We start from the raw sequence: 24,713 nt of genomic DNA on the forward strand, positions 1-24,713 counted from the left end.
TTGAGGGATTCGTGAAAGCGTTCACATTCACAAGCAACCTGCACGTAATACCAAGGAGAGGTAGCAGCCATGGACTGGCGTCACAACGCCGTTTGCCGCGAGGAAGACCCCGAGCTGTTCTTCCCCATCGGCAACACCGGTCCTGCGCTGCTGCAGATCGAGGAAGCCAAGGCCGTCTGCCGTCGCTGCCCCGTTATCGAGCAGTGTCTGCAGTGGGCGCTCGAGTCCGGCCAGGACTCCGGCGTCTGGGGTGGTCTCAGCGAGGACGAGCGCCGTGCCATGAAGCGCCGCGCCGCCCGCAACCGGGCCCGTCAGGCCTCCGCCTGACAACACCCGCCCCGCACAGCCTGAGCTTGGCGGCGCGTACACCGCGTACGCTTCTCCCGCCCCCGAGCCGCAGCGCGCAGTACCCCCGATGCGCAGCACAAGCTGGCAACGAGCATTCGAGCCCCGGACCCCTGAACGGTCCGGGGCTTCTTGCTGTGCACGGGGCTGAGCACGGGCCGATCGCTCACACTCCGTCAGCAACGCCCGCACCCACCGGACTTCACCCCCGGCAGCAGCTCACTTCTGCGCCCGCACCGGGATGTCCAGGATCACCTGCGTGCCGCGCTCCGGCGCCGGGACCATGTCGAAGGCGCCGCCCAACTCCCCCTCCACCAGCGTCCGCACGATCTGCAGTCCGAGGTTGCCCGAGGTGTGCGGGTCGAATCCGGCGGGCAGGCCCACGCCGTCGTCCTGGACGGTGACCAGGAGGCGGGCCTCCTTGGTGGAGCCGCCGCGGACCGCGGCGACCTCGACCGTGCCGGTCTCGCCCTCGCGGAAGCCGTGCTCCAGGGCGTTCTGGAGGATCTCGGTGAGCACCATGGACAGCGGGGTGGCGACCTCCGCGTCCAGGATGCCGAAACGCCCGGTACGCCGGCCGACGACCTTGCCCGGCGAGATCTCCGCGACCATCGCGAGGACGCGGTCGGCGATCTCGTCGAACTCCACGCGCTCGTCCAGGTTCTGGGACAACGTCTCGTGGACGATGGCGATCGAGCCGACGCGGCGGACCGCTTCCTCCAGGGCTTCCCTCCCCCGTTCCGACTCGATGCGCCGGGCCTGGAGCCGCAACAGGGCCGCGACCGTCTGGAGGTTGTTCTTCACCCGGTGGTGGATCTCCCGGATGGTCGCGTCCTTGGTGATCAACTCGCGTTCGCGCCGGCGCAGTTCGGTGACGTCCCGGAGCAGGACCAGTGAACCGATGCGCGTGCCCTTGGGCTTGAGGGGGATCGCGCGGAACTGGATGACGCCGTCGTGGGCCTCGATCTCGAACTCGCGGGGCGCCCAGCCGCTGGCCACCTTGGCGAGCGCCTCGTCCACCGGGCCCCGGGTGGGGGCGAGTTCGGCGGTGGTCAGGCCGAGGTGCTGGCCGACCAGGTCGGAGGCGAGGCCCATCCGGTGGTAGGCGGAGAGCGCGTTCGGGGAGGCGTACTGGACGATGCCGTCGGCGTCGAGGCGGATCAGCCCGTCGCCGACCCGGGGTGCGGCGTCCATGTCCATCTGCTGGTCGGGGAAGGGGAACGCGCCGGCCGCGATCATCTGGGCGAGGTCGGAGGCGCTCTGGAGGTAGGTGAGCTCCAGCCGGCTCGGGGTGCGCACGGTGAGCAGGTTGGTGTTGCGGGCGATGACGCCGAGGACGCGGCCGTCGCGCCGGACGGGGATCGACTCGACGCGGACGGGGACCTCCTCGCGCCACTCCGGGTCGCCCTCGCGCACGATCCGGCCCTCGTCGAGGGCGGCGTCCAGCAGAGGGCGGCGGCCCCGGGGGACGAGGTGGCCGACCATGTCGTCCTGGTAGGAGGTGGGCCCGGTGTTGGGGCGCATCTGGGCGACGGAGACGTAGCGGGTGCCGTCGCGGGTGGGGACCCACAGGACCAGGTCGGCGAAGGAGAGGTCGGAGAGCAGCTGCCACTCCGAGACCAGCAGGTGGAGCCACTCGAGGTCGGAGTCGTCGAGTGCGGTGTGCTGGCGTACGAGTTCGTTCATGGAGGGCACGTGTGCGAGCGTACCCGCGGGGGCGGAGGGCCCGGAAAACACCCGCGGGCCGCGGCGCCTGAGAGGGACCCTCAACCCTCCCGGCACCGCAGCCCGGAGCAATCTCGGCCGCTGGGGTGTGCGGTCCCGGTCGGCCGAAGGTGAGGACCCGGGGCAGTCAGGGCAGAGAGCTCCGGTCCTCGGTCCGCCTTCCTGTGCGGGGAAGGCGGAAGCTGTGGCAATGGTGTGCCCACCCCGCAGCCTAGCCTGTGCGGGTTCCCGAGCGGGCCGGATGGGCGGGGCAATTTCTCCGGACGCACACCTCGCGGCCATGTCGCGCGGGCCACCCCTCTGCTAAATTGGTCTAAACCACATATCGCACCCTTGCCCTCCAGTCCCCCGCGGTCCCTTCCAGCCCCTCTCAGGTCTCCCCCGGACCGTCAGATCTCCCCAGAACGGCAGGCCCAGCGTGGAAGTAGTCATCGTTCCGGACGCCGCTTCGGGCGGCGAGCTCATCGCCGAGGCCATGGCGCGACTCCTGCGGCGCAAGCCCGAAGCCCTGCTGGGCGTGGCCACCGGTTCCACCCCGCTGCCGGTCTACCAGGCGTTGACGGCGCGGGTGCGCGCGGGAGCCGTGGACGTCTCGCGGGCCCGGATCGCCCAGCTCGACGAGTACGTGGGGCTGCCCGCCGAGCACCCGGAGTCCTACCGTTCGGTGGTGCGCCGGGAAGTGCTGGAACCTCTCGGCATCACGATGGACGCGTTCCTCGGCCCCGACGGCACGGCCGAGGACGTACCGGGGGCGTGCGAGGCCTACGACCGGGCGCTCGCCGAGGCCGGCGGGGTCGATCTGCAGTTGCTCGGGATCGGCACCGACGGGCACATCGGCTTCAACGAGCCGTGCTCCTCGCTGGCCTCGCGCACCCGGATCAAGACGCTGACCCAGCAGACCCGGATCGACAACGCGCGCTTCTTCGACGGTGACGTCGAGCAGGTCCCGCACCATGTGATCACCCAGGGCATCGGGACGATCCTGGAGGCACGGCATCTGGTGCTGCTGGCCACGGGCGAGGGCAAGGCGGACGCGGTGGCGGCGACCGTCGAGGGCCCGCTCGCGGCGGTGTGCCCGGCCTCCGCGCTGCAACTCCACCCGCACGCCACGGTGGTCGTGGACGAGCCCGCGGCGTCCAAGCTGAAACTGGCGGACTACTTCCGCCACACCTACGCCGACAAGCCGTCCTGGCAGGGAATCTGACCCTGGCCCCCGGTCAGCGGGGGCCAGTCAGGGCCTCGGCTGCCGCCTGGGCGCACACCCTCGCCGCTCCGTGGGTGGCCACGTGCAGGGCTCCCCTCGGCGGGGACTGGGGGACGCCCATCTCCACCACGATCGTGTCGGGGCGGTCGGTCAGAAGGGCGTCCAGGGCCTTCGCCATCCAGGGGTGGCGGTGTTCGTCGCGGACCACGGCGACGATCCGGCTCTCCCCCGCCGCCGCCGACGCCGCCCGCCCCGCGTCCTCCCCGGTGAAGCCGCCCGTCCGAGTGCCGGGCAGCAGCCGGGCCAGTTCCGCGGCCAGGCCCCAGGGCGTCTCGTCGCCGACGGCGATGTTGGCGACCGGGGTGAGGGCGGCGACGTAGGGGGCTTCGGTGAGCGGGGTGAAGCACTCCGCCCCGGTGACGCTGAGCGCGCGGCGGGCCGCGTCCAGGCCGACGCCGGCGCACGTCGCCTCCCGCGGGGACGGGGGGACGGCCCGCGCCGAACCCGTCCAGCGGGCCAGCGCCCGCACCCGCTCCGCCGCGTCCGCGAGGCGTTCCTCGGGCAGCTCCCCCGAGCGGACGGCCGTGACGAGGGCGTCGCGCAGGCGTCGTACCGTCGCGTCGTCGGCGAGGCCGCCGCCCACGCAGATCGCGTCCGCGCCGGCCGCGACCGCGAGGACGCTGCCGCGCTCGACGCCGTACGTCGCGGCGACGGCCCGCATCTCCATGCCGTCGGTGACGATCAGGCCGTCGTAGCCGAGTTCGCCGCGCAGCAGATCGGTCAGGACGCGCCGGGACAGCGTCGCCGGGCGGTCCGGGTCCAGGGCGGGGACGAGGATGTGGGCGCTCATCACGGCCCGGCTGCCCGCGGCGACGGCCGCGTGGAAGGGGGCCAGCTCACGCCCGGCCAGCACCTCGGGACCGGCGTCGACGCGGGGCAGGGCCAGGTGGGAGTCGACGGCCGTGTCGCCGTGGCCGGGGAAGTGCTTGGCGCAGGCGGCGACGCCCGCTGACTGCAGGCCGGTGACATAGGCGGAGGTGTGCCGGGCGACCAGGTCGGGGTCGGCGCCGAAGGAGCGGACGCCGATGACCGGGTTGCGGGGGTCGGAGTTCACGTCCGCCGACGGGGCCCAGTTGAGGGTGACCCCGCAGTCGGCGAGCCGGCGACCGAGCTCCCGGGCCACCTCCCGGGTCAGCTCCACGTCGTCGACCGTGCCCAGCGCGAGGTTGCCGGGGAAGCTGGAGCCGGTCCGCACTTCCAGGCGGGTGACGTCGCCGCCCTCCTCGTCGATCGCGACGATCACGTCCTCACGTTCGGCGCGCAACCGCGCGGTCAGCGAGGCCAGTTGCTCGGGCGAGGCGACGTTGCGGCCGAACAGGCCGACCGAGGCGAGGCCTTCGCCGAGGCGGCGCAGCAGCCAGTCGGGGGCGGTGGTCCCGGGGAAGCCGGGCTGCAGGACGGTGAGCGCGTCCCGGGTGAGGGCGTCGGAGCCGCTCGCACGTGTCGTCATCGGGGGCGTCATCCCTTCACGGCGCCCGCGGTCAGACCCGCGGCCATCTTGCGCTGGACGAGGAGGAACAGGACGACGATGGGGACGGCCATCATGGTGGCGCCGGCCATCATCGGGGCGTACTCGGTGCCGTGCTTGGTGGTGAAGTTGCCGAGCCAGACGGTCGCGGTCTGGTTCTTCTGGCTGAGGAGCATCAGGGCGTAGAGGTACTCGTTCCAGGCCTGGATGAAGGCGTAGACCGAGGTGGCGACCATGCCGGGGGCGAGCAGCGGGAAGACGACGCGCAGGAAGGCGCCGGTGCGGGAGCAGCCGTCGACCATCGCGGCCTCCTCGAGCTCCTTGGGGATGTTGACGATGAAGCCGCGCAGCGTCCACACCGTGAAGGGGAGGACGAAGGTCAGGTAGGTGACGACCAGCCCGGTCAGCCGGTCGTACTGGCCGAGGTCGTTCAGCAGCAGGAAGACCGGGATGATCATGGCGACCAGCGGGATCGTCTGCACGGCGAGGATGCCGACGATCACGATCTTGCGGCCCCGGAAGGCGAACCGCGAGAGGGCGAGGGCGGCCAGCGTGCCGACGACGACGCCGATCGCCACGACGGCCAGCGAGACGGCCAGGCTGCGGCCGACCGGGCCCCAGAAGTCGGCGACGTCCAGCGCCCGGCCGAAGTTGGCGAGCGTGAGCCCGGTCGGCAGCAGGCTCGGGTCGGGGTCGATGGCGTCCTTGGCGGGCTTGAACGCCGTGTTGAGCATCCAGTAGACGGGGAAGCCGGCGATGACGAAGACCAGCAGGCCGAGGAGGTTCCAGCCGAGCCTTGACTTGTGGCGCCCGGCGGCGGGCGCGCTCACGCTGCTGATGCCGCTCACTCGACGTCTCCGATCTTCAGCATCTGGCGCATGTACACGGCGACCACGCCGAGCAGGAGCAGCACGGTGATCAGGGCGATCGCCGAGCCCTGTCCGTAGTCGTTGACGACGAAGGCGCGGTCGTAGGAGTAGGTCGTCAGGATCTGGAACTCGGGCTCGGGGTGGCCGCCCCGCATCACGAAGACCTGGGGGAAGACGCCCATGTCCCAGATGACCGACAGCGTGGTGAGCATGACGAGGACCGGCTTGAGGACGGGCAAGGTGACGTACCGCAGGACGCCCCAGGAGCCGGCGCCGTCCAGCCGTGCCGCCTCCTCGAGTTCCCTGGGCACCTGGGTGAGACCGGCGCCGAGCGTGATCACCACGAAGGGGACGGCTCCCCAGACCACCAGGAGCATGATGACGGCGAGTCCCTGCGGGCCGTCGGCGAACCAGTTGTGGCCGACGAGGTCGACGCCTGGGAGTTCGCTGAGGAGCGCGTTGAGGACGCCGTAGTCGGTGTCGAAGAGCCATTTGAAGACGGTGGTGGCGACGATGACGGGCATGCCCCAGCTCGCCACCAGGGCGACGTGGACCAGCGTCCGCACCCAGCCGGAGACCCGCTGGAGCAGCAGCGCGATCAGCATGCCGATGACCATCGTGAGGATCACGCAGCCTGCGGCGAAGACGATCGTGCGCAGGACGACCGTCCAGAACTCGCCGTCGCCCAGCACCCCGGCGAAGTTGTCGAAGCCGACCGACTCGGCCGGCTGGAAGCCCCAGAGCTGGGACTGGCCGAACTTCTGGAAGGAGAGGGTGACCAGCCGGACCAGCGGATAGCCCATCACCAGCAGCAGCACCAGCAGACAGGGGGCGAGCAGCAGCCAGGGGGCGCCGGCCGTGGCGGGCGTCCGCCGCGCGCGCGGCCGTCCTGGCGCGGGCGGTGGAGGCGCCGGCCTCGGCGGCGGCGCCTTGGCGGTGGTGGTCGTGTCTGCGGCACTCATCGGCGCGCTCCTCAGCGGTCCCTCGGTCGTACGGGAGGCGGGGCCCCGCCCGCTGCCCGGCGGCGGGGCCCCGCTCTCGCCGGTCACTTCGTGTTGATGACCTTGTCGATCGCGGCGTCCGCCTCCTTGGCGGCCTCCTCGACCGTCTTCTTGCCGGTGCCGATGCTCTGCAGCATGGTCTGGAGGATCTGCGCCTTCTCGACCTGGCCCCAGCCGGGGGCCATCGGGACGAACCAGTTGGACTCGGCGGCGGTGGCCGGGACGGCCGTGGCCGCGTCGTTCTTCAGCGTGGCGAGGTCGGTCTTGTTGTTGGGCAGGTTGCCCTTGGCCATCAGGGCCTTCTGGCCGGCGGGTCCGGTGAACGCGTCGATCCACTCGGCGGCGAGGGCCCGCGCGTCGGACTTCACCGGCACGGCGAGGTCGGAGCCGCCCAGGAAGACGGGGAGGTTCTTCCCGGACGGGCCGGGCATCACGAAGTTCTCGAGGTTGCCCTTGAGCTTGCCGCTCTTGTCGTTCTCGGGGGCCTCGGCGGTCGCGCCCTCCCAGGCCGCGCCGAAGATCATGCCGGACTTGCCCTGGCCGTAGACGATGTAGCGGTCGGACTCGTCCTTGGTCTTGTCGCCGTGCATGTACTTGTCGACGACGTTCTTGAACTCGGTGAGGCCCTTCACGGACTCGGGAGAGGACAGGTTCGCCTTCCATTCGCCGCCCGACTCCACGGCGATCGAGCCGCCGGCGTCGTGGACGAAGGACATGGCCGCGTACCAGTCGCGGGTGGGCTGGTACCAGGCGCTGAACTTGCCGCCCTCCTTCTTCTGCAGCTTGTCCAGGGCGGCGGTCAGCTCGGCGTAGGTCTTCGGGGCGGCCTTGACGCCGACGGAGGCGAAGAGGTCCTTGCGCCAGTTGCCGACGCGGCCGCCGGCGTAGTACGGGACGCCGTAGATCTTGCCCTCGTACGAGACCGAGGCCTTGAGGCCGTCCAGCCAGGCGGAGGAGCCCGCGAACGCGGAGGCGTCGAGCGGGGCGAAGGCTCCCTTGACCATGTAGCCGAGCATCTCGGTGTTGCCCATCTCGACCACGTCGGGGGCCTTGTCGGTGGCCAGGACCGCGTCGAGCTTGGCGTTCTTGTCGGGCCAGCCGTAGTACTCGTGGGTGATCTTCACGCCGGGGTGCTTCTTCGCCACCGCGGCGTCGGCGGCCTTCACCAGGTCCGGCCAGTTGTTCTGGGCGTCGACCGTCAGCCAGACCGTCAGTTCGCCGGCCCCGGAGGCCTTGTCCGCCCCGCCGTCCTTGCCGCCCCCGCACGCCGCGACGGAGACCGTCATGCCCGCGATGCAGATCGCGGCTGCCAGCTTGCGCTTCACGCCACCCTCCTCAGGGATGCTGCGAACCCCCCTGCCTCCCGTGGTGAACGTGGGGCCGGGACCTGGACCAATGGTGTAGACCAGTGCGCAGAGCCTGACCCAGGCCAACAGTGCTGTCAAGGGTGGCGGAAACCGCTTTGACCAGCCGTTATGGGACCTACATATGAAGGAACCTTTAAGTAAGAAGCCCTCGAAAACACGGCTCGCATGGCATGCTGGGCCGCTAGACCACTTGCCTTATGGACTAGACCAGCAAGGGTCGCGACGGTATACAGAGGGATCACGGCTCGACGCGGCGTACGGCGTCCGTCGCCGTACCACGATGCGATCCGCATCCGGAGCCGGAAGGCAGGCCATGAGCACCGACGTCAGCAGTGCGGAGAACGAGGGTGGGGCGACCGTCCGCACCGCGCGCGTGCCCAAGTACTACCGCCTGAAGAAGCACCTGCTCGACATGACGCAGACGCAGGAGCCCGGCACGCCCGTGCCGCCCGAGCGGACGCTGGCGGCGGAGTTCGACACCTCGCGCACGACCGTGCGCCAGGCCCTGCAGGAACTGGTCGTCGAGGGCCGGCTGGAGCGCATCCAGGGCAAGGGCACGTTCGTCGCCAAGCCGAAGGTCTCTCAGGCGCTCCAGCTCACCTCCTACACCGAGGACATGCGCGCCCAGGGGCTCGAACCCACCTCGCAGCTCCTCGACCTCGGCTACATCACCGCCGACGACACCCTCGCCGGCCTGCTCGACATCAGCGCGGGCGGGCGCGTGCTGCGCATCGAGCGGCTGCGCATGGCCAACGGCGAGCCGATGGCGATCGAGACGACCCATCTGAGCGCGAAGCGCTTCCCGGCCCTGCGCCGCTCGCTCGTGAAGTACACGTCCCTGTACACCGCGCTCGCCGAGGTCTACGACGTCCGTCTCGCCGAGGCCGAGGAGACCATCGAGACCTCGCTCGCCACACCGCGCGAGGCCGGTCTGCTCGGCACCGACGTGGGACTGCCCATGCTGATGCTCTCCCGGCACTCCCTGGACAAGGAGGGCGAACCGGTGGAATGGGTGCGCTCGGTGTACCGGGGGGACCGCTACAAGTTCGTCGCACGGCTGAAGCGGCCGCAGGACTGACCGCGGACGCCGGGTGAAGACTGCGGACCGATATCCGGACGGGGTCTTCCGCTGGGCTTTATCCGTCACCTACATTGCCTGCGCGTTTGCACAGGTGATCAACAAGGGGACGGAGTCGCCTGAATGTCTGAAGCCCCAGAGGTGTCGAGAGGTCCGGTGGTGACGCCCATGCGCGTCGTCATCGGCCTCTGCTTGTTCGCGCCCTTCGTGGCGATGCTGTGGGTCGGTTCGTACGCCAAGGTGGAACCGGCGGTCGCCGGCATCCCCTTCTTCTACTGGTACCAGATGCTGTGGGTGCTGATCTCCACCGCGCTCACGATGACCGCGTACAAGCTGTGGCAGCGTGACCAGCGCTCCCGCGGAGCCGGCGAGGGCCGGGACGGGGGTGCGGCGAAGTGAACGACGGCGTGAACGGCGTCGCGCTCGCCGTCTTCATCTTCTTCTTCCTGGCCGTCACGGTCATGGGCTTCCTGGCCGCGCGCTGGCGCAAGGCGGAGAACGAGCACAGCCTCGACGAATGGGGCCTGGGCGGCCGGTCGTTCGGAACCTGGGTCACCTGGTTCCTGCTGGGCGGCGACCTGTACACCGCGTACACCTTCGTCGCCGTCCCGGCGGCGATCTACGCGGCGGGCGCGGCGGGCTTCTTCGCGGTGCCCTACACGATCCTGGTGTACCCGCTGATCTTCACCTTCCTGCCGCGGCTGTGGTCGGTGTCCCACAAGCACGGGTATGTGACGACCTCGGACTTCGTGCGCGGCCGCTTCGGCTCGAAGGGGCTGTCGCTGGCGGTCGCCCTGACCGGCATCCTCGCCACGATGCCGTACATCGCGCTCCAACTCGTCGGCATCCAGGCCGTGCTGGACGTGATGGGCGTCGGCGGCGGCGAGGACACCAACTGGTTCGTCAAGGACCTGCCCCTGCTGATCGCGTTCGGCGTGCTGGCCGCGTACACCTACTCGTCGGGACTGCGGGCCCCGGCTCTCATCGCGTTCGTGAAAGACACGCTGATCTACATCGTCATCGCGGTGGCGATCATCTACATCCCGATCAAACTCGGCGGTTTCGACGAGGTGTTCGCCAAGGCGAGCGACGCGTTCAGCCAGACCAACCCCGCGACCGGAAAGCCGCGCGGGGCCCTGGTGCCTGCCGAGGCGGGCCAGTGGACGTACGCCACGCTGGCGCTCGGCTCCGCGCTGGCGCTGTTCATGTACCCGCACTCGATCACCGCGACGCTGTCCTCGCGCAGCCGTGAGGTGATCCGCCGCAACACCACGATCCTGCCGCTGTACTCCCTGATGCTGGGGCTGCTCGCGCTGCTGGGCTTCATGGCCATCGCGGCCGGCGTCAAGGTCACCAACGGGCAGCTGGCGATCCCGCAGTTGTTCGAGAACATGTTCCCCGACTGGTTCGCGGGCGTGGCCTTCGCGGCGATCGGCATCGGTGCGCTGGTGCCGGCGGCGATCATGTCGATCGCGGCGGCGAACCTGTTCACCCGCAACATCTACAAGGACTTCATCAAGCCGGACGCCACACCGAAGGAGGAGACGCGGGTCTCCAAGATCGTGTCCCTGCTGGTGAAGGTGGGCGCGCTGGTCTTCGTCCTCACCATGGACAAGACGGTCGCCATCAACTTCCAGCTGCTGGGCGGCATCTGGATCCTGCAGACCTTCCCGGCCCTGGTCGGCGGTCTGTTCTCCCGCTGGTTCCACCGGTGGGCGCTGCTCGCCGGCTGGGCGGTGGGCATGGTCTACGGCACATTCGCCGCGTACGGCGTCGCCTCCCCGACGCAGAAGCACTTCGGCGGCTCCGCCAAGGAGATCCCCGGCATCGGCGAGATCGGCTACATCGGTCTGACGGCGTTCGTGCTCAACGTCGTGGTCACGGTGGTCCTGACGTTCGCCCTGAAGGCCGCGAAGGCCCCGGACGGCGTCGACGAGACGTCCCCGACGGACTACACGGCCGACGCGGGCGACCCGGGCGTACAGGTGGAGCTCCCGCCGGCGACGGCGGGGACGAGCCACTGAGGCGAGGCGAGCGCCCCCGTCCCGACGCCGCTGTCGGGGCGGGGGCGCTCGCCTTCGCCGGCCGCGCCGGAATCCGCGCGCCATCCGGACCGGATCACTCTCCTCACCTGCCGGCTGACGCTCTGAAGCCGCCACGACACAACATCTGGGGGTGGCGTGGCGGGTGAGCACAAGATGTATGCTCGTGCTCGCTGTCGCCGCAGGGGAATCCGGTGCGAATCCGGAACTGTCCCGCAACGGTGTACTCGTGCTCACCGCACGCCAGTCCAGTCCGAGGACCTGCCGGCAGCGCGTCCGGCCCATCCGGTCCGGACGCCCGACGTCCGGGCCTCGCGGAGTGGGCCGGTGGACGCGACGCCGTGCGCGCTCGTGTGCTGCCCGCTGCCCTCCGCCAGGCTCCCGCCGAGCGAGGGAGAGCCCCACGTGACCATCGCGCCAGCCGATCCGGCTTCAGCAGTCACCCCCGTGGAGGACGACGGTCCCGGTGCCGCACTGCTGCGGACCCTGACCGAGCTGACCGCCGACCTGCCCGCCGCCGACCCCGGACGGGTCGCCGCCGCCGCGCTGCGCGGCCGCTCCTCCCGGGGCAGCCACGAGGAGGTCCTCGCGGAGCTGCGCGAACTGGCCACGGAGGCGGCCGCGGGCCTGATCTCCGAGGACCCCGCCTACTCCCGGCTGGCCGCCCGACTGCTGACCATCGGCATCCGCGCGGAGGCCGCCTCCCAGGGCGTCACCTCGTTCACCGAGTCCATCGCCGTGGGCCACCGCGAGGGCCTCATCGCCGACCGCACCGCAGAGTTCGCCCGCCTCCACGGCCGCCGCCTCGACGCGCTGGTCGACACCGGCGCCGACGACCGCTTCGGCTACTTCGGGCTGCGCACCCTGCACAGCCGCTACCTGCTGCGCCACCCGATCACCCGCAAGGTCGTCGAGACGCCCCAGCACTTCCTGCTGCGCGTCGCCGCTGGTCTCGCCGAGGACGACACCCCACGCTCGGTCGACGAAGTCGCCGCGCTGTACGGCCTGATGAGCCGCCTGGACTACCTCCCGTCCTCCCCCACCCTCTTCAACTCCGGTACGCGGCACCCCCAGATGTCGTCCTGCTACCTCCTCGACTCCCCGCTGGACGAGCTGGACTCCATCTACGACCGGTACCACCAGGTCGCCCGCCTGTCCAAGCACGCCGGCGGCATCGGGCTGTCGTACTCCCGCATCCGCTCCCGGGGTTCGCTGATCCGCGGCACCAACGGGCACTCCAACGGCATCGTCCCGTTCCTGAAGACCCTGGATGCCTCGGTCGCCGCCGTGAACCAGGGCGGCCGGCGCAAGGGCGCGGCGGCGGTCTACCTGGAGACCTGGCACTCCGACATCGAGGAGTTCCTGGAGCTGCGGGACAACACCGGTGAGGACGCCCGCCGTACGCACAACCTCAACCTGGCGCACTGGATCCCGGACGAGTTCATGCGCCGCGTGAACGCCGACGCGCAGTGGTCGCTGTTCTCCCCCGCCGACGTGCCCGAGCTGGTCGACCTGTGGGGCGAGGAGTTCGACGCGGCCTACCGCAAGGCCGAGGCGGACGGCCTGGCGAAGAAGACCATCCCCGCCCGTGAGCTGTACGGCCGGATGATGCGCACCCTCGCCCAGACCGGCAACGGATGGATGACCTTCAAGGACGCCGCCAACCGCACCGCCAACCAGACGGCCGAGCCGGGGCACGTCGTGCACTCCTCGAACCTCTGCACGGAGATCCTCGAGGTCACCGACGACGGGGAGACGGCGGTCTGCAACCTGGGGTCGGTCAACCTGGGCGCGTTCGTCGACACTGCCACCGGCGACATCGACTGGGAGCGGCTGGACGACACCGTCCGCACGGCGGTCACCTTCCTCGACCGCGTCGTCGACATCAACTTCTACCCCACCGAGCAGGCGGGCCGCTCCAACGCCCGCTGGCGTCCGGTGGGCCTGGGCGCGATGGGCCTCCAGGACGTCTTCTTCAAGCTGCGGCTGCCCTTCGACTCCCCCGAGGCCAAGGCGCTTTCCACGCGCGTGGCCGAGCGGATCATGCTCGCCGCGTACGAGGCCTCCGCCGACCTCGCCGAGCGGAACGGCCCGCTGCCCGCCTGGGACAAGACCCGCGCCGCACGAGGGGTGCTGCACCCCGACCACTACGGCGTGGAGTTCACCTGGCCGGAGCGCTGGGCGGCCCTGCGCGAGCGGATCGCCTCCGTCGGCATGCGCAACTCCCTGCTGCTGGCCATCGCGCCGACCGCGACGATCGCCTCGATCGCGGGCGTCTACGAGTGCATCGAGCCTCAGGTGTCCAACCTGTTCAAGCGCGAGACGCTGTCCGGCGAGTTCCTCCAGGTCAACTCCTACCTGGTGCAGGACCTCAAGGCGCTGGGCGTCTGGGACGCCCGCACGCGTGAGGCACTGCGCGAGTCGGGCGGCTCGGTGCAGGACTTCGCGTGGATCCCGGCCGACGTGCGCGCCCTGTACCGCACGGCGTGGGAGATCCCTCAGCGCGGTCTGATCGACATGGCCGCCGCCCGCACCCCGTACCTGGACCAGGCGCAGTCGCTGAACCTGTTCCTGGAGACGCCGACGATCGGCAAGCTCTCCTCGATGTACGCGTACGCGTGGAAGTCGGGCCTGAAGACCACGTACTACCTGCGCTCGCGCCCGGCGACCCGCATCGCCCGCGCGGCCGGCTCCCAGTCCCAGCCCGCGAAGACCGTCCCCGTCCAGCAGACGCCCGCCGAAGACGCCGTCGCCTGCTCCCTGGAAAACCCCGAGTCCTGCGAGGCCTGCCAGTGATGACCACCCAGAACCTTCTCGACCCCGGCTTCGAGCTGACTCTGCGCCCCATGCGCTACCCGGACTTCTACGAGCGCTACCGGGACGCCATCAAGAACACCTGGACCGTGGAGGAGGTCGACCTCCACTCGGACGTGGCCGACCTCGCGAAGCTGTCGCCGGCCGAGCAGCACCTCATCGGCCGGCTGGTCGCCTTCTTCGCGACGGGCGACTCGATCGTGGCGAACAACCTGGTGCTGACGCTCTACAAGCACATCAACTCCCCCGAGGCGCGCCTGTACCTGTCGCGCCAGCTCTTCGAGGAGGCCGTGCACGTCCAGTTCTATCTGACGCTGCTGGACACCTACCTCCCCGACCCGGAGGACCGCACGGCCGCCTTCGCCGCCGTGGAGAACATCCCCTCCATCCGGGAGAAGGCCGAGTTCTGCTTCAAGTGGATGGACTCGGTGGAGAAGCTGGACCGGCTGGAGACCCAGGCCGACCGCCGCCGCTTCCTGCTGAACCTGATCTGCTTCGCCGCGTGCATCGAGGGCCTGTTCTTCTACGGCGCCTTCGCGTACGTCTACTGGTTCCGCAGCCGGGGTCTGCTGCACGGTCTGGCCACCGGCACCAACTGGGTGTTCCGGGACGAGACCATGCACATGAGCTTCGCGTTCGAGGTGGTCGACACGGTCCGCAAGGAGGAGCCAGAGCTCTTCGACGACCAGCTGAGGCAGCAGGTCACCGACATGCTGTCGGAGGCCGTCGAGGCCGAGCTGCAGTTCGCGCGCGACCTGTGCGGCGACGGCCTGCCGGGCATGAACACCGAGTCGATGCGCCAGTACCTGGAGTGCGTCGCCGACCAGCGGCTGGTCCGGCTCGGCTTCGCCCCGGTGTACGGCTCGGAGAACCCCTTCTCCTTCATGGAGCTCCAGGGCGTTCAGGAGCTGACCAACTTCTTCGAGCGCCGGGCCTCGGCGTACCAGGTGGCCGTGGAGGGCTCGGTCGACCTGAACGAAGACTTCTGAGCCTTCTGAGCCTTCTGAGCCGTCCCCTTCAGCTGGCGGTCGATCCGGCGTTCGTGGGCCAGTCCCACGAGCGCCGGACCCGCCAGGAGGAGGAAGAGGACGAGGACCGGGAGGTAAGCGGTGAGTGCGTTCATGAGGTAAGCATCGTGCGCGGCTGACACTCCTGACAGTGGCAGGACTGCCGCATGACTTCGATTTCCTGCCACTTCCCCTCCCTTCCGGCCCGGTTCCGGGGCACACTGGCCGCATGCTGAAGAACGTGGCCGCGGTCCTTCTCGACGGCGTGCACCCCTTCGAACTCGGCGTGGTCTGCGAGGTGTTCGGCATCGACCGCAGCGACGAGGGGCTGCCGGTCTACGACTTCGCGGTCGCCTCCGCCGAGGGGCCGACGCTGTCGACCCACGCGGGCTTCACCCTGCGGACCGAACACGGCCTGGAGCGGCTGGAGAGCGCCGACCTGATCGCCGTGCCGGCCGGGGACACCTACACGGCACGGGAGTTCCCGCCCGAGCTGCTCGACGCGCTGCGCCGGGCCGTCGACCGGGGCACCCGGGTGCTCAGCGTCTGCTCGGGCGCGTTCGTCCTGGCCGCGGCCGGGCTCCTGGACGGCCGGCGGTGCGCGGTGCACTGGCGGCACGCGGAGCAGCTGGCCCGGCAGTACCCGCGCACGGTCGTCGAGCCGGACGTGCTCTACGTCGACGACGACCCGGTCGTCACCTCGGCCGGCACGGCCGCCGGCATCGACGCCTGTCTGCACCTCGTGCGCAAGGAGCAGGGCCCCGAGGTCGCCAACAAGATCGCCCGCCGGATGGTCGTGCCGCCGCACCGGGACGGCGGCCAGGCCCAGTACATCGAACGGCCGCTGCCCCGCTCGTCCTGCGACACCGTCGGCGAGGTGCTGGTCTGGATGGAGCGGCACCTCGACGAGGACGTCACGGTCGAGCAGCTCGCGGCCCGCGCGCACATGTCGCCGCGCACCTTCGCCCGCCGCTTCCAGCAGGAGACCGGCACCACCCCCTACCGCTGGATCCTGCGGCAGCGGGTGCTGCTCGCCCAGCGTCTGCTGGAGGGTACGGACGACACGGTCGACGCGATCGCCTGGCGCACCGGCTTCGGCACGGCGGCCGCGCTGCGGCACCAGTTCGTGCGGGCGCTGGGCACCACCCCCAACGCCTACCGGCGCACGTTCCGCGGCCCCGAGGCCGCGTGAGCGCACGCCGGCGGCGCGCGGTGCCCTGGGCGGGCCCTCAGCGGGGCACGGCCCTCAGCCGCAGGCCCTGGGGGCGCAGGGTGATGCCGACCCGGGGCTGGGGCCGGGACCCGGGGACCTGCTCGAACCGGAACGCCGTCGCGAGCGCCGCGGTGACCAGAGTGAGCAGGGCCATCGAGAAGTGGTCGCTGGGGCACTTGCGGTTGCCCACACTGAACGGCCGCATCGCGTACTTGGGGATGTCCTTCGACCGCTGCGGAAGCCAGCGGTCGGGATCGAACTCCTGGTGCCGTTCGTAGGAGCGCGGGTCGTGCTGGATCGCGTAGGGGCTGTACACGATGTCCGCCCCGGCCGGAATGCGATACCCGCCGAGTTCGGTGTCGGTGACCGCCCGCCGCGTCAAAATCCATACGGCCGGAAGCAAACGCATGGTCTCGACGACGACGTTGTTGGTGTGCGTCAGCTTGCGTACGTCGCCGAATGCGACCGGCCTGCCTCCGGTTACGGCATGGACCTCCGCGCGTACTTTGTCCGCGTGTTCCGGATGGTCGGCGAGGACCAGCAGCAGCGACATGATCGTGGCCGCGATGGTTTCGCTGCCCGGGGTGAGTATCGCGACGACCTGGTCGTGGATCTCCTGTTCCCCGATGGGGTCCCCATTGTCGTCCTTCGCTTCGAGCAATGCCGTCAGCAAATCGTCCGGCCTTTGACCCGACGCCCGGCGTTCGGCGATGATCTCGTCCACCAGGAGATGTAAATCGGCCAGGGCGCGGTTGAATTCGCGGTTGGCCGGAAGCGGCAGCCGGTACAGGGGGCCGAGAGGCACCACCATGCGGTGGTACATCCCTTGGAAGACGCTGGCGAGCGCCCCGCACAGCCGCTCGGCCCGCTCGTCCATGTAGTGCCCGTGCAGCAGGCAGCGGGCGGCGACGCGCACCGCGACGCGGAAGGACTCCGTGGTGCAGTCGATCGTCCCGCCCGCGCCCCCGTCCCGCCAGCGCCCGGCCAGTCCGTGCGTCTCCTCCTCCATGATCGGCCCGTAGCCCGGGATGGCGTCGAGCCGGAACGCGGGCTGGATGGTGCGCCGCTGACGGCGGTGGAGCGGGCCGTTGGCGGTGGCCACGCCCTCCTTGCCGAGCAGGCCTTCCAGGGACTCCCACAGGGGCCCGGCGATGATGTAGTCGGGGCTGAGGGCGAGGGCGCCGGTGAGGGCGGGCGCGGTGACGGCGTACACCGTCTTGGGGCCGAGCCTGAGGCGGACGACGTCGCCGTGGTCGCGCAGCCGGCTCATGAAGGCCAGCGGGTCGCGGGCGAGCCGCCAGCCGTGGCCGAGGAGCGGGATCCCGCCGCCGGCGAGCGGCGGCTTCCTCGGTGCGGACACCTCGTCCGTCCCGGTCGTCCCGGCCGCCTCCGGGGTCTCGGGTTTCATCGATTCGACGGTCATTTCTCACCTGCCGCTTCGTTGTTGACGTACGGGGGCGTGGACCGGTCGTCCCAGCTGTCGACCCGGTACCGGCCGGACTCGTGGTGGAACCAGTAGACGGAACTGAACCAGTTCCTCATGTTTGCCAGACAGGCCAGGACGGCGACGCTCGATTCCTTCCCGTGAACCGTCCCGTCGGCGAGCCCGTCGGCGAGGATCAAGACCTCCCGTTCGGCGTCGAGGAACTCGGACACGCTTTCCTCGACGCGTCGCCTGAGTTCTTCCACCGCCTCTTCCAGAGTCAGCCCCTCATGGGTGATGAGACTGATTCCGAGATTGTGGACCTCATCTCCGGCTATTTCCTTGGGAAGTGAGCAGAGGTCGTTGTACAAGGCGGCGAATTCCTGACTCAGCAGGGCCGCCCGGCGAAATGCGGGGTGTTTGCGCACATGCTCCGGGAGTTCACGGCCCGCGGCGAGTTCCAGCAGATCCGTCCAGATCCAGTGGGCGAAGGTGAGGCGGCGCAGCGCGAGATATTCGTCGACCGTGGGGACACGCCCTTCGACGCGGTTGCGGAATTCCCGGTCGTACGCCTCGATCACGGTGTGGAAGTGCCGGGTGAACCGCGCGTTCCATGTGTCGGGCAGGAACGCGAAGAGCCGGCCCGCGCTGTCCGCGAGTCCGGCGACCAGAGGGTCCTCGTGGTGCAGGTGACGGGCAGGGGAGTCCAGAGCGGCGTGCAGCCGGGTCCGTAACTTCCGCCAGCCGTCGGCCCGGTCGTGGACGACGTCGCGGTCGTGCCGGTCGTCCCAGACGAAGAACCAGGCGCTGTAGTCGGCTATGGCCTGGAGCACCTCGTCGGAGGCCCCGAGGTAGTAGCCCGCCATCAGATCCGTGTAGCACAGGCCGTCGGCATATTCCGCGACCTTGTCGGCCGGCATCAGCCGCTTTTCCAGCAGCCATGAGCGGGTCTTCTCCTGCAGCCGGGGCCAATACGGGTGCAGCCGCCGCGAAAACTCCTCCTCGACGACCGGTAGGAAGAGCGACGGCGGAACCGCGACGGCGGTCCCCGTCGCTGCGGTGCGGTTTGTGGTGCTGTATGGGAAAGCTGGCACGAACAACCCCTCTCAGCCGCCGGTGACGCACACCCCTCCCGCCGTGCCGGGCGTGCGCCGTTGCGTATCCCCGCACTCCCCATTCAGCACTACGACTGACCGTTCTGGGAACGGATTTGCTTCATTCACTCCCCCAACCTGCCGCGTATACGCCCCGGCGTGACTGGTTATGGATCAGCGGATGTGCATAAGCGATCGAACGTCCGACGTACATACGAACGACGCCTGACCGGGAGAAGATCTCGGCCAGGCGTCTCGTGCGGGGCGGGTCCGCTCAGTCGTTGGCGACCACGGGGTAGCGGGGCTCGTTCTCGGCCATCTGCCGCAGGGCGTCCTTGCGTTCACGCTTGGAGAGACGGTCGATGTACAGGTACCCGTACAGGTGGTCGGTCTCGTGCTGCAAACACCGAGCGAAGTATCCGGTGCCGCGCACCTTGATCGGGTTGCCCTTCTCGTCCTGACCGGTCACCTCGGCGTAGTCCGGCCGCGCCAGCGGCGCGTACGCGGTGGGCACCGACAGACAGCCCTCGTTGCTGTCGTCCAACCGGCGGCTGTCGGCGGGCAGTTCGACGAGCCGGGGGTTGCACACCACGCCGGTGTGCCGCACTCCCTCGTCGTCGGGGCAGTCGTAGACGAAGACCTTCAGGTCGACGCCGATCTGGTTGGCCGCCAGGCCCACGCCCTCGGCGGTGCGCTGCGAGGCGAACATGTCCGCCACCAACTGCTGGAGCTCCTCGCCGAACTCCGTGACGTCCTTGCACTCCTTGTGCAGCACCGGATTGCCGACGACGGTGATCGGCCGCGAGGTGCCCGCCTCGCACCAGGCCCGCTCACGCTCCTCCGGCTCCTCGGTGTCGATGACGAAGCCCTCGTCGTCCACGGGGAGCACGCCCGTGTGCTGCTGATCGGTGTCCTGCTGCGCCATGACCGACGATGCCTTCCTCAAAAAACCGGGGTGAAGTTGCGAATACAGGGTACGTGGACGCGCCCCGGGAGGGGCGCGTCCCCAGGGAGCGCGGGGCTGGGTCGAAGTACGGCTCCGCCGCGCGGGCGCGATGCGGCCACACGCGACCCGCAGCCGGGACACGAGGTCAGCAGACCTCTTCCAGATCCCGCCAGTCCCGGGAGTCGGGGCTGTCGGCGACCCACCCGTCCAGCAATCCCTTCACCAGCCCGGCCGGCGCAGCCACTCCGCACTCCCGCTCCGGCACCCACAGCTGCCCGTCCGTGCGGTGTCCCAGCGGCCCGGGGTGCCCCGGCTCGCTGTGGTCGTGCGGGTCCAGGTGCTCGCCGTCGCCCTCGTCCGACGGCATCCGGGACTCCGAGCACGTCCGGCACAACAGCCGCACCGACGACGACCAGTCCTCCGCGGCGAACCCCGCGTCGGCGGCGAGCTGCTCCAGCGCGTCGCGGTCGGCCTCCGTCGCCGCCTCCAGCAGCACCACCCAGGTGGGCACCGGGGAGGGCGCCCACAGCTCGATCTCGTCGAACACCGGGTACGCGTGGCCCGTGGACGTGGTGCGCTCCCCGTGCGGGACGCCGTCGTGCAGCACCACCTCGCCCCAGCGCCGCCCGGAGGACGGCAGCGGGATCGACAGCACCTCGATCCGGGCGGGGTCCAGCCGGCGCCCCCACACCACCTCCGCCTCGCCCTCGGGCGAGAGCCGTACGGCGGCGCTGCCCAGCTCCATGCCGACCGGCTCGCCGGAGCCGGTCAGGTCGCCCGGTACGCGCAACCCGTAGGCCTGCCAGGCGCGCCGGGCCAGCGGCCAGTCCTGGAGCGCGGTGGCCGCGATGCCGACGTTCCACCAGTCGGGGGCCCCGGTCTCCCGGTCGAGCAGGGCGACCGCGCGCAGACCGGCCGTGCGGGCCTGCTCCCAGTCGTGCCGGAACTTGTGCAGCAGGGCGAGGTTGAACCAGGACTCCGACAGCCAGGGCTCCAGGTCGGCGGCACGTGTCAGCAACGCGCCCGCGTCCTCGTAGCGGCCGTCGCCGATGAGCGTGAACGCCCGGTCGGTGGCCTGCCGCCAGGAGGCGGAGGGCCGGTGCCGTCCCTTGCCGAAGATCCTCACGATTCCCGCCTGCCAGTTCCGTGGTGTGGGCTGGCCGGTGCCCCCGGACACCCTGTCCCTCGCATCCAACCACGTGTGGCTGCGAGGACGCTCATTACCCATGGGTTACCCCGGGACGGGCAAGGTCAGACAGCCCTTGGACAGCACTCTGGCCAGCGCTTCGACCACTTCGGGGGCGTACTCCCCGCCCGTCCCCAGCCTCAGTTCCTCCAGCGCGGACAGCGGGCCGCCCGGCCCGGCGTCGCGCACCTTCTCCTCGTAGGCGTTGACCACCCGGACGATCCGGGCGGCCGGCGGCTGCTCGGGGTAGGGGTCGGCCTGCCGCTCCACGACCGTCGCGACCTGCTCGCCCGCCCCGGTCTGGCGGACGACGGCCCCGCCGAGCAGCGCGATCCGCCGCTGCCGGTCCGGCGGCAGACCGGCCGTGGCCCCCGCCGGGACCGGATCGACGAGGCTGAGCTGCCCGATGTCGTGCATCAGCGCCGCGTACTCCAGGACGGTCAGCTCGGGCTCGGTCAGCCCCAGGTCCCGGCCCACGGCCTGGCTGAGGGCGGCGACCCGGCGGGCGTGCCCGGGCGGGGTGCAGCCGGCGATCTCGGTGGCGCGGGCGAGGGAGGCGATGGTCTGCCGGTAGGTGGCGCGCACGGCGGCGTACCGGCGCAGGGACAGCTGGGTGAGCAGCAGCGGCACGCAGAACACGGGCAGCGCCCACAGTCCGACGACGGCGACCGCGAGTGCCATGACCGCGCCGGTCGCGCACACGGCGGTCCCGATCCCGGGCAGGCCTCGCAGTTCGTCGTGCAGCAGCGGGGCGAGGGGCCAGCCGGTGCGGGAGTGGGCGAGCACCGCGGCGAGGAGCGCCTCGCACAGGGCGGTGAGGACGAGCAGCGCGAGCAGCAGCAGCGCGTAGGCCGGGCCGCTCCAGGTGTCGAACGCCCCTCGGTTGTAGAGGGGTTGGAAGCAGGCGGCGGCGAACCCGACGGCCAGCACGCGCCGGACGAGGTGGTCGAGGACCGGCCCCTCCCCGCGCGCGATGTGCGGCACGCTGCCGAGCAGGGAAGCGGCGGCCACCACCGAGACGGCCTGCGCGAGCCCGTGGTGCGTGGCGTGCCCGGCATGCTCCCCGAGCAGCGCGTACGACAGCGAGCCGGCGGCCCCGAGCGGCGCGGCCTCCCGCAGCCCCGGCGAGCGCGGCCGGCACCGGGGCAGCGCCGACTCCCCCACGGCGACGAGCGCCCCGAACGCGAGCGCGACGCCCCGCTCCTCGACGCCGGCGCGCAGGGTGACGAGCAGGGAGCCCGCCACGAGCAGCGCGGCCCCGGTCCGCACGACCGCCAGACACCACCGGGCCCCCTTCACCTCGGCTCCGCGTGAGGTGCGCCGGGACGGCCGGGGGACGGGACGGGAGCGGGGGGTGTGGTCGTGGTGGCGGGGGTGCCGGCTGCGGAGGACGGCGGCGACGGCTGCTGCGGCGGGTGGGGTGTGTCGGCGGTGACCACCGGGCGCCAGCCCTCGCGGGTGATCACGTCGGTCAGGGCGGACACCATCCGGGGGTCGAAGTGCGCGCCCGCGCAGCGGTTCAGCTCCTCCAGGGCCGCTTCGACCGGCCTGGCCCGGCTGTAGCTGCGGGTGGAGGTCATCGCGTCGAAGGCGTCCGCGACGGCCACCACCCGGGCCGACTCGGGGATCTGAGCACCCGTCAGCCCGTAGGGGTAGCCGTTGCCGTCCATCCGTTCGTGGTGATGGAGGATGGCCGAGCGGGCCTCGCGGAGGAAGGCGATGCCCCGGGTGATCTCGTGCCCGTACTCGGGGTGGAGTTCGATGACACGGCGCTCCTCGGGCGTCAGCGGCCCGTTCTTGCGCAGCAGCCGGGTGGGGACGCCGAGCTTGCCGACGTCGTGCAGGATTCCGGCGAACCGCAGGGTCTCCACGCGCCGTTCGTCCATCCCCAGCTCGCGCGCGATCATCATCGAGGCCTGTCCGACGCGTTCGCTGTGGCCGCGGGTGTAGCCGTCCTTGATGTCGACGGCCTGCACCAGCGCGCGGATGGTCGCCTGGTGGGCGGTCCGCTCCTGGTGGTACTGGGCGAACACCCACCAGGACACGCCCATCGGGAACAGCACGAGCAGCGCGGCGACCGGCCCGTAGGGGCTGCGCCACAGCAGGGCCATCATCAGCCCGGCGAGCCCGTGCACCCCTACGGGGGCGAGCGAGCGCAGGAACAGCCCCCGTGTCAGCGGGCGCGGCGGCAGCCTTTCGGCGGGCGCGGACATTCTGCCGTCCGAAGCGGCGAGCAGCAGGCAGAACACGAACACGGCGGCCCCGGTCGGGGCGAGGGCCGCGGCGAGGTTCGAGTCCACGACCGCGTCCCCTCCGCCGAGCGCCCGGTGGACCCAGGCGGCGGCCCATACGGCGGTCGCGAGGTGGGCGGCCCGCCGGATCCGCCGCAGCGGGAAGGGGCGCTGCCCGGCCGGGGAGCACAGCGCCCCGGGCAGCGGCACGAGCGCGGCCGCTGACGGCGGCAGCAGGAAGGCCCCGGCGAGCAGTACGGGGTAGAAGGCGCCGGCGAACCGGCGGCGGGCGATCCGCTCCCCGCCGGCGTACAGCCCGGCGAGCGGCAGGACCGTCCACCAGGGCGTCCACGCCAGGGGCGGCGGCGTCAGACAGAGCAGGGCGCCGAAGGCGGCGCAGACGACGTAGCCGCGCGCCCGCGCCGGAACTGCCTCCATGTCGCCCTCCCCCGACCACACCTTGGTCCGGGCACCGGAGCCTAGGGGGGCGAGGGACGGCAACGTGGGCTCATCACCCGTGGATTAGCACATTCGGGTGACGGCACGGCCCCCTCGCGGGAGGCGGCGCAGGGTCAGGAGTCCTGGGGCGTGACCGTCACGTCGTGCTCGGGCACGGCCTGGCCGGAGCGGATCAGTTCGATCCGGCCCATGACCTTGGAGCGCAGGTCGGTCGGCACGTCGTCATGGCCGCAGCACCGCTTGACCAGCTTCTTCACGGCCTCTTCGAGCCCGTACTTCTCCAGGCACGGCGAGCACTCGCTGAAGTGCTGCTTGAACTTGTCGCGGTCGAGGTCGGGCATCTCGCTGTCGAGGAACTCGTAGAGATGGTCGAGGACCTCACCGCAGTCCGTCTCGTGCGGCTCTCCGCAGCTCATGAGCCCGAACCTTTCACTTCGTCCGACTCTCCGGCGCCGGCCGGGACCAGTCCGCGCTCACGGGCGTAGTCCTCGAGCATGCCGCGCAGTTGACGGCGGCCCCGGTGCAGCCGGGACATCACCGTACCGATGGGGGTCCCCATGATGTCCGCGATCTCCTTGTAGGCAAAGCCCTCGACATCCGCGAGATACACGGCGATGCGGAACTCCTCGGGGATGGCCTGGAGCGCTTCCTTCACGTCCGAGTCGGGCAGGTGGTCCAGCGCCTGCGACTCGGCCGAGCGCAGACCGGTCGACATGTGCGACTCGGCGCGCGCCAGCTGCCAGTCCTCGATCTCCTCGGCCGCGCTGCGCTGGGGCTCGCGCTGCTTCTTGCGGTACGAGTTGATGAAGGTGTTGGTCAGGATCCGGTACAGCCAGGCCTTGAGGTTGGTGCCCTCACGGAACTGGTGGAAGGACGCGTACGCCTTGGCGTACGTCTCCTGCACCAGGTCCTCGGCGTCGGCCGGGTTGCGCGTCATGCGCAGCGCGGCCGAGTACATCTGGTCGAGGAACTCGAGCGCGTCCCGCTCGAAGCGCGCGCTGCGCTCCGCGGCCGTCTCCGCGCCCGCGCCGCCCTGGCCCTCGGGCTGCTCCGCCTGGCCGTGTTCGGTCCCTGCGTCGGTCCCAGTGACCGGACCCACCTCCTCAAGTGTTCTCGTGAGACCGAGAGCGGTCTCACTCGAATCGGAGGATAGACGACGATCCGGTCCGCCCGCCGCCCGA

General features: G+C 70.8%; 21 protein-coding genes and 1 riboswitch. Of the genes, 8 read left to right on the forward strand and 13 right to left on the reverse strand.

The genetic code is table 11. The annotated features are described in order from the left end of the window. Positions 1-69 precede the first annotated feature (69 nt). Positions 70-327, forward strand: a complete 258-nt coding sequence (locus tag ACIRS4_RS25680) for a WhiB family transcriptional regulator (RefSeq protein WP_003992873.1) — start codon at positions 70-72, stop codon at positions 325-327. Positions 328-564: 237 nt separating this feature from the next. Here ACIRS4_RS25680 and ACIRS4_RS25685 read toward each other — a convergent pair whose 3' ends face one another. Continuing rightward, a complete protein-coding gene (locus tag ACIRS4_RS25685; RefSeq protein ID WP_404200673.1) occupies positions 565-2,031 on the reverse strand; it encodes a PAS domain-containing sensor histidine kinase in 1,467 nt (488 codons plus the stop codon). A 457-nt stretch (positions 2,032-2,488) separates the two neighbouring features. Here ACIRS4_RS25685 and nagB point away from each other — a divergent pair, with 457 nt between their 5' ends. Continuing rightward, complete coding sequence (gene nagB, locus ACIRS4_RS25690) at positions 2,489-3,274, forward strand: glucosamine-6-phosphate deaminase (RefSeq protein ID WP_404200300.1); 786 nt, start codon at positions 2,489-2,491, stop codon at positions 3,272-3,274. 13 nt (positions 3,275-3,287) lie between these two features. On the opposite strand, the gene ACIRS4_RS25695 is transcribed toward nagB, so the two are convergent. From ACIRS4_RS25695 to ACIRS4_RS25710, 4 genes are all read right to left on the reverse strand, one after another. Further along, entirely contained in the window at positions 3,288-4,784 is a 1,497-nt protein-coding gene (locus tag ACIRS4_RS25695) for a glycoside hydrolase family 3 protein (RefSeq protein WP_404200303.1), read from the reverse strand. A gap of 8 nt (positions 4,785-4,792) precedes the next feature. Then, positions 4,793-5,641: a carbohydrate ABC transporter permease gene (locus ACIRS4_RS25700; protein ID WP_404200675.1), complete on the reverse strand. Its 849-nt coding sequence runs from the start codon at positions 5,639-5,641 to the stop codon at positions 4,793-4,795. A gap of 5 nt (positions 5,642-5,646) precedes the next feature. Then, complete coding sequence (locus tag ACIRS4_RS25705) at positions 5,647-6,633, reverse strand: carbohydrate ABC transporter permease (RefSeq protein ID WP_404200306.1); 987 nt, start codon at positions 6,631-6,633, stop codon at positions 5,647-5,649. Positions 6,634-6,716: 83 nt separating this feature from the next. Continuing rightward, entirely contained in the window at positions 6,717-7,997 is a 1,281-nt protein-coding gene (locus ACIRS4_RS25710; RefSeq protein ID WP_404200309.1) for an extracellular solute-binding protein, read from the reverse strand. Positions 7,998-8,352: 355 nt separating this feature from the next. On the opposite strand from ACIRS4_RS25710, the gene ACIRS4_RS25715 reads away from it, so the two are divergent. The 6 genes from ACIRS4_RS25715 (at position 8,353) to ACIRS4_RS25740 (ending at position 16,172) form a co-directional block, all read left to right on the forward strand. Continuing rightward, positions 8,353-9,117 (forward strand): GntR family transcriptional regulator, encoded by a 765-nt coding sequence (locus ACIRS4_RS25715; RefSeq protein ID WP_404200312.1) that lies wholly within the window; start codon positions 8,353-8,355, stop codon positions 9,115-9,117. 123 nt (positions 9,118-9,240) lie between these two features. Continuing rightward, positions 9,241-9,516, forward strand: coding sequence for a DUF3311 domain-containing protein (locus ACIRS4_RS25720; protein WP_404200315.1), 276 nt, complete (start codon positions 9,241-9,243; stop codon positions 9,514-9,516). Then, complete coding sequence (mctP, locus tag ACIRS4_RS25725) at positions 9,513-11,141, forward strand: monocarboxylate uptake permease MctP (protein WP_404200318.1); 1,629 nt, start codon at positions 9,513-9,515, stop codon at positions 11,139-11,141. The genes ACIRS4_RS25720 and mctP overlap by 4 nt, the downstream gene beginning before the upstream one ends. 165 nt (positions 11,142-11,306) lie before the next feature. After that, positions 11,307-11,443, forward strand: a riboswitch (cobalamin riboswitch). A gap of 121 nt (positions 11,444-11,564) precedes the next feature. After that, positions 11,565-13,955, forward strand: a complete 2,391-nt coding sequence (locus ACIRS4_RS25730; protein WP_404200321.1) for a ribonucleoside-diphosphate reductase subunit alpha — start codon at positions 11,565-11,567, stop codon at positions 13,953-13,955. Further along, a complete protein-coding gene (locus tag ACIRS4_RS25735; protein ID WP_404200325.1) occupies positions 13,955-14,962 on the forward strand; it encodes a ribonucleotide-diphosphate reductase subunit beta in 1,008 nt (335 codons plus the stop codon). Before ACIRS4_RS25730 ends, ACIRS4_RS25735 begins: the two co-directional genes overlap by 1 nt. A gap of 247 nt (positions 14,963-15,209) precedes the next feature. Further along, positions 15,210-16,172, forward strand: a complete 963-nt coding sequence (locus ACIRS4_RS25740; RefSeq protein WP_404200327.1) for a GlxA family transcriptional regulator — start codon at positions 15,210-15,212, stop codon at positions 16,170-16,172. 37 nt (positions 16,173-16,209) lie between these two features. On the opposite strand, the gene ACIRS4_RS25745 is transcribed toward ACIRS4_RS25740, so the two are convergent. The 8 genes from ACIRS4_RS25745 to sigR form a co-directional block, all read right to left on the reverse strand. Continuing rightward, positions 16,210-17,616 (reverse strand): cytochrome P450, encoded by a 1,407-nt coding sequence (locus ACIRS4_RS25745; protein WP_404200330.1) that lies wholly within the window; start codon positions 17,614-17,616, stop codon positions 16,210-16,212. Then, a complete protein-coding gene (gene cyc1 / locus ACIRS4_RS25750; protein WP_404200333.1) occupies positions 17,613-18,710 on the reverse strand; it encodes an epi-isozizaene synthase in 1,098 nt (365 codons plus the stop codon). The genes ACIRS4_RS25745 and cyc1 overlap by 4 nt, the downstream gene beginning before the upstream one ends. Before the next feature lie 274 nt (positions 18,711-18,984). Then, positions 18,985-19,635 (reverse strand): peptide deformylase, encoded by a 651-nt coding sequence (def, locus tag ACIRS4_RS25755; RefSeq protein ID WP_404200336.1) that lies wholly within the window; start codon positions 19,633-19,635, stop codon positions 18,985-18,987. 166 nt (positions 19,636-19,801) lie between these two features. Next, positions 19,802-20,782: a tetratricopeptide repeat protein gene (locus ACIRS4_RS25760; RefSeq protein ID WP_404200339.1), complete on the reverse strand. Its 981-nt coding sequence runs from the start codon at positions 20,780-20,782 to the stop codon at positions 19,802-19,804. A gap of 105 nt (positions 20,783-20,887) precedes the next feature. Continuing rightward, the gene (locus ACIRS4_RS25765; protein ID WP_404200342.1) at positions 20,888-22,141 is read right to left on the reverse strand and encodes an HD-GYP domain-containing protein; all 1,254 of its coding nucleotides are present in this window, start codon (positions 22,139-22,141) and stop codon (positions 20,888-20,890) included. Further along, on the reverse strand, positions 22,138-23,511 hold the full coding sequence (locus tag ACIRS4_RS25770) for an HD-GYP domain-containing protein (protein WP_404200345.1): 1,374 nt from the start codon (positions 23,509-23,511) through the stop codon (positions 22,138-22,140). Before ACIRS4_RS25770 ends, ACIRS4_RS25765 begins: the two co-directional genes overlap by 4 nt. 134 nt (positions 23,512-23,645) lie before the next feature. Further along, the gene (rsrA, locus tag ACIRS4_RS25775; protein ID WP_404200348.1) at positions 23,646-23,948 is read right to left on the reverse strand and encodes a mycothiol system anti-sigma-R factor; all 303 of its coding nucleotides are present in this window, start codon (positions 23,946-23,948) and stop codon (positions 23,646-23,648) included. Continuing rightward, a complete protein-coding gene (sigR, locus tag ACIRS4_RS25780; protein ID WP_404200351.1) occupies positions 23,945-24,631 on the reverse strand; it encodes an RNA polymerase sigma factor SigR in 687 nt (228 codons plus the stop codon). Before sigR ends, rsrA begins: the two co-directional genes overlap by 4 nt. Between the last annotated feature and the right edge of the window lie 82 nt (positions 24,632-24,713).

The organism is Streptomyces sp. NPDC101166, assembly GCF_044768125.1.
Taxonomy (GTDB): domain Bacteria; phylum Actinomycetota; class Actinomycetes; order Streptomycetales; family Streptomycetaceae; genus Streptomyces.

Coding starts and splice junctions, on each gene's coding strand:
- ACIRS4_RS25685 (WP_404200673.1), bottom strand. CDS start 2,031: ATGAACGAACTCGTACGCCAGCACACCGCACTCGACGACTCCGACCTC.
- def (WP_404200336.1), bottom strand. CDS start 19,635: ATGGCGCAGCAGGACACCGATCAGCAGCACACGGGCGTGCTCCCCGTG.
- ACIRS4_RS25715 (WP_404200312.1), top strand. CDS start 8,353: ATGAGCACCGACGTCAGCAGTGCGGAGAACGAGGGTGGGGCGACCGTC.
- ACIRS4_RS25740 (WP_404200327.1), top strand. CDS start 15,210: ATGCTGAAGAACGTGGCCGCGGTCCTTCTCGACGGCGTGCACCCCTTC.
- ACIRS4_RS25680 (WP_003992873.1), top strand. CDS start 70: ATGGACTGGCGTCACAACGCCGTTTGCCGCGAGGAAGACCCCGAGCTG.
- ACIRS4_RS25735 (WP_404200325.1), top strand. CDS start 13,955: ATGACCACCCAGAACCTTCTCGACCCCGGCTTCGAGCTGACTCTGCGC.
- ACIRS4_RS25770 (WP_404200345.1), bottom strand. CDS start 23,511: ATGGAGGCAGTTCCGGCGCGGGCGCGCGGCTACGTCGTCTGCGCCGCC.
- ACIRS4_RS25695 (WP_404200303.1), bottom strand. CDS start 4,784: ATGACGACACGTGCGAGCGGCTCCGACGCCCTCACCCGGGACGCGCTC.
- rsrA (WP_404200348.1), bottom strand. CDS start 23,948: ATGAGCTGCGGAGAGCCGCACGAGACGGACTGCGGTGAGGTCCTCGAC.
- ACIRS4_RS25720 (WP_404200315.1), top strand. CDS start 9,241: ATGTCTGAAGCCCCAGAGGTGTCGAGAGGTCCGGTGGTGACGCCCATG.
- ACIRS4_RS25705 (WP_404200306.1), bottom strand. CDS start 6,633: ATGAGTGCCGCAGACACGACCACCACCGCCAAGGCGCCGCCGCCGAGG.
- ACIRS4_RS25745 (WP_404200330.1), bottom strand. CDS start 17,616: ATGACCGTCGAATCGATGAAACCCGAGACCCCGGAGGCGGCCGGGACG.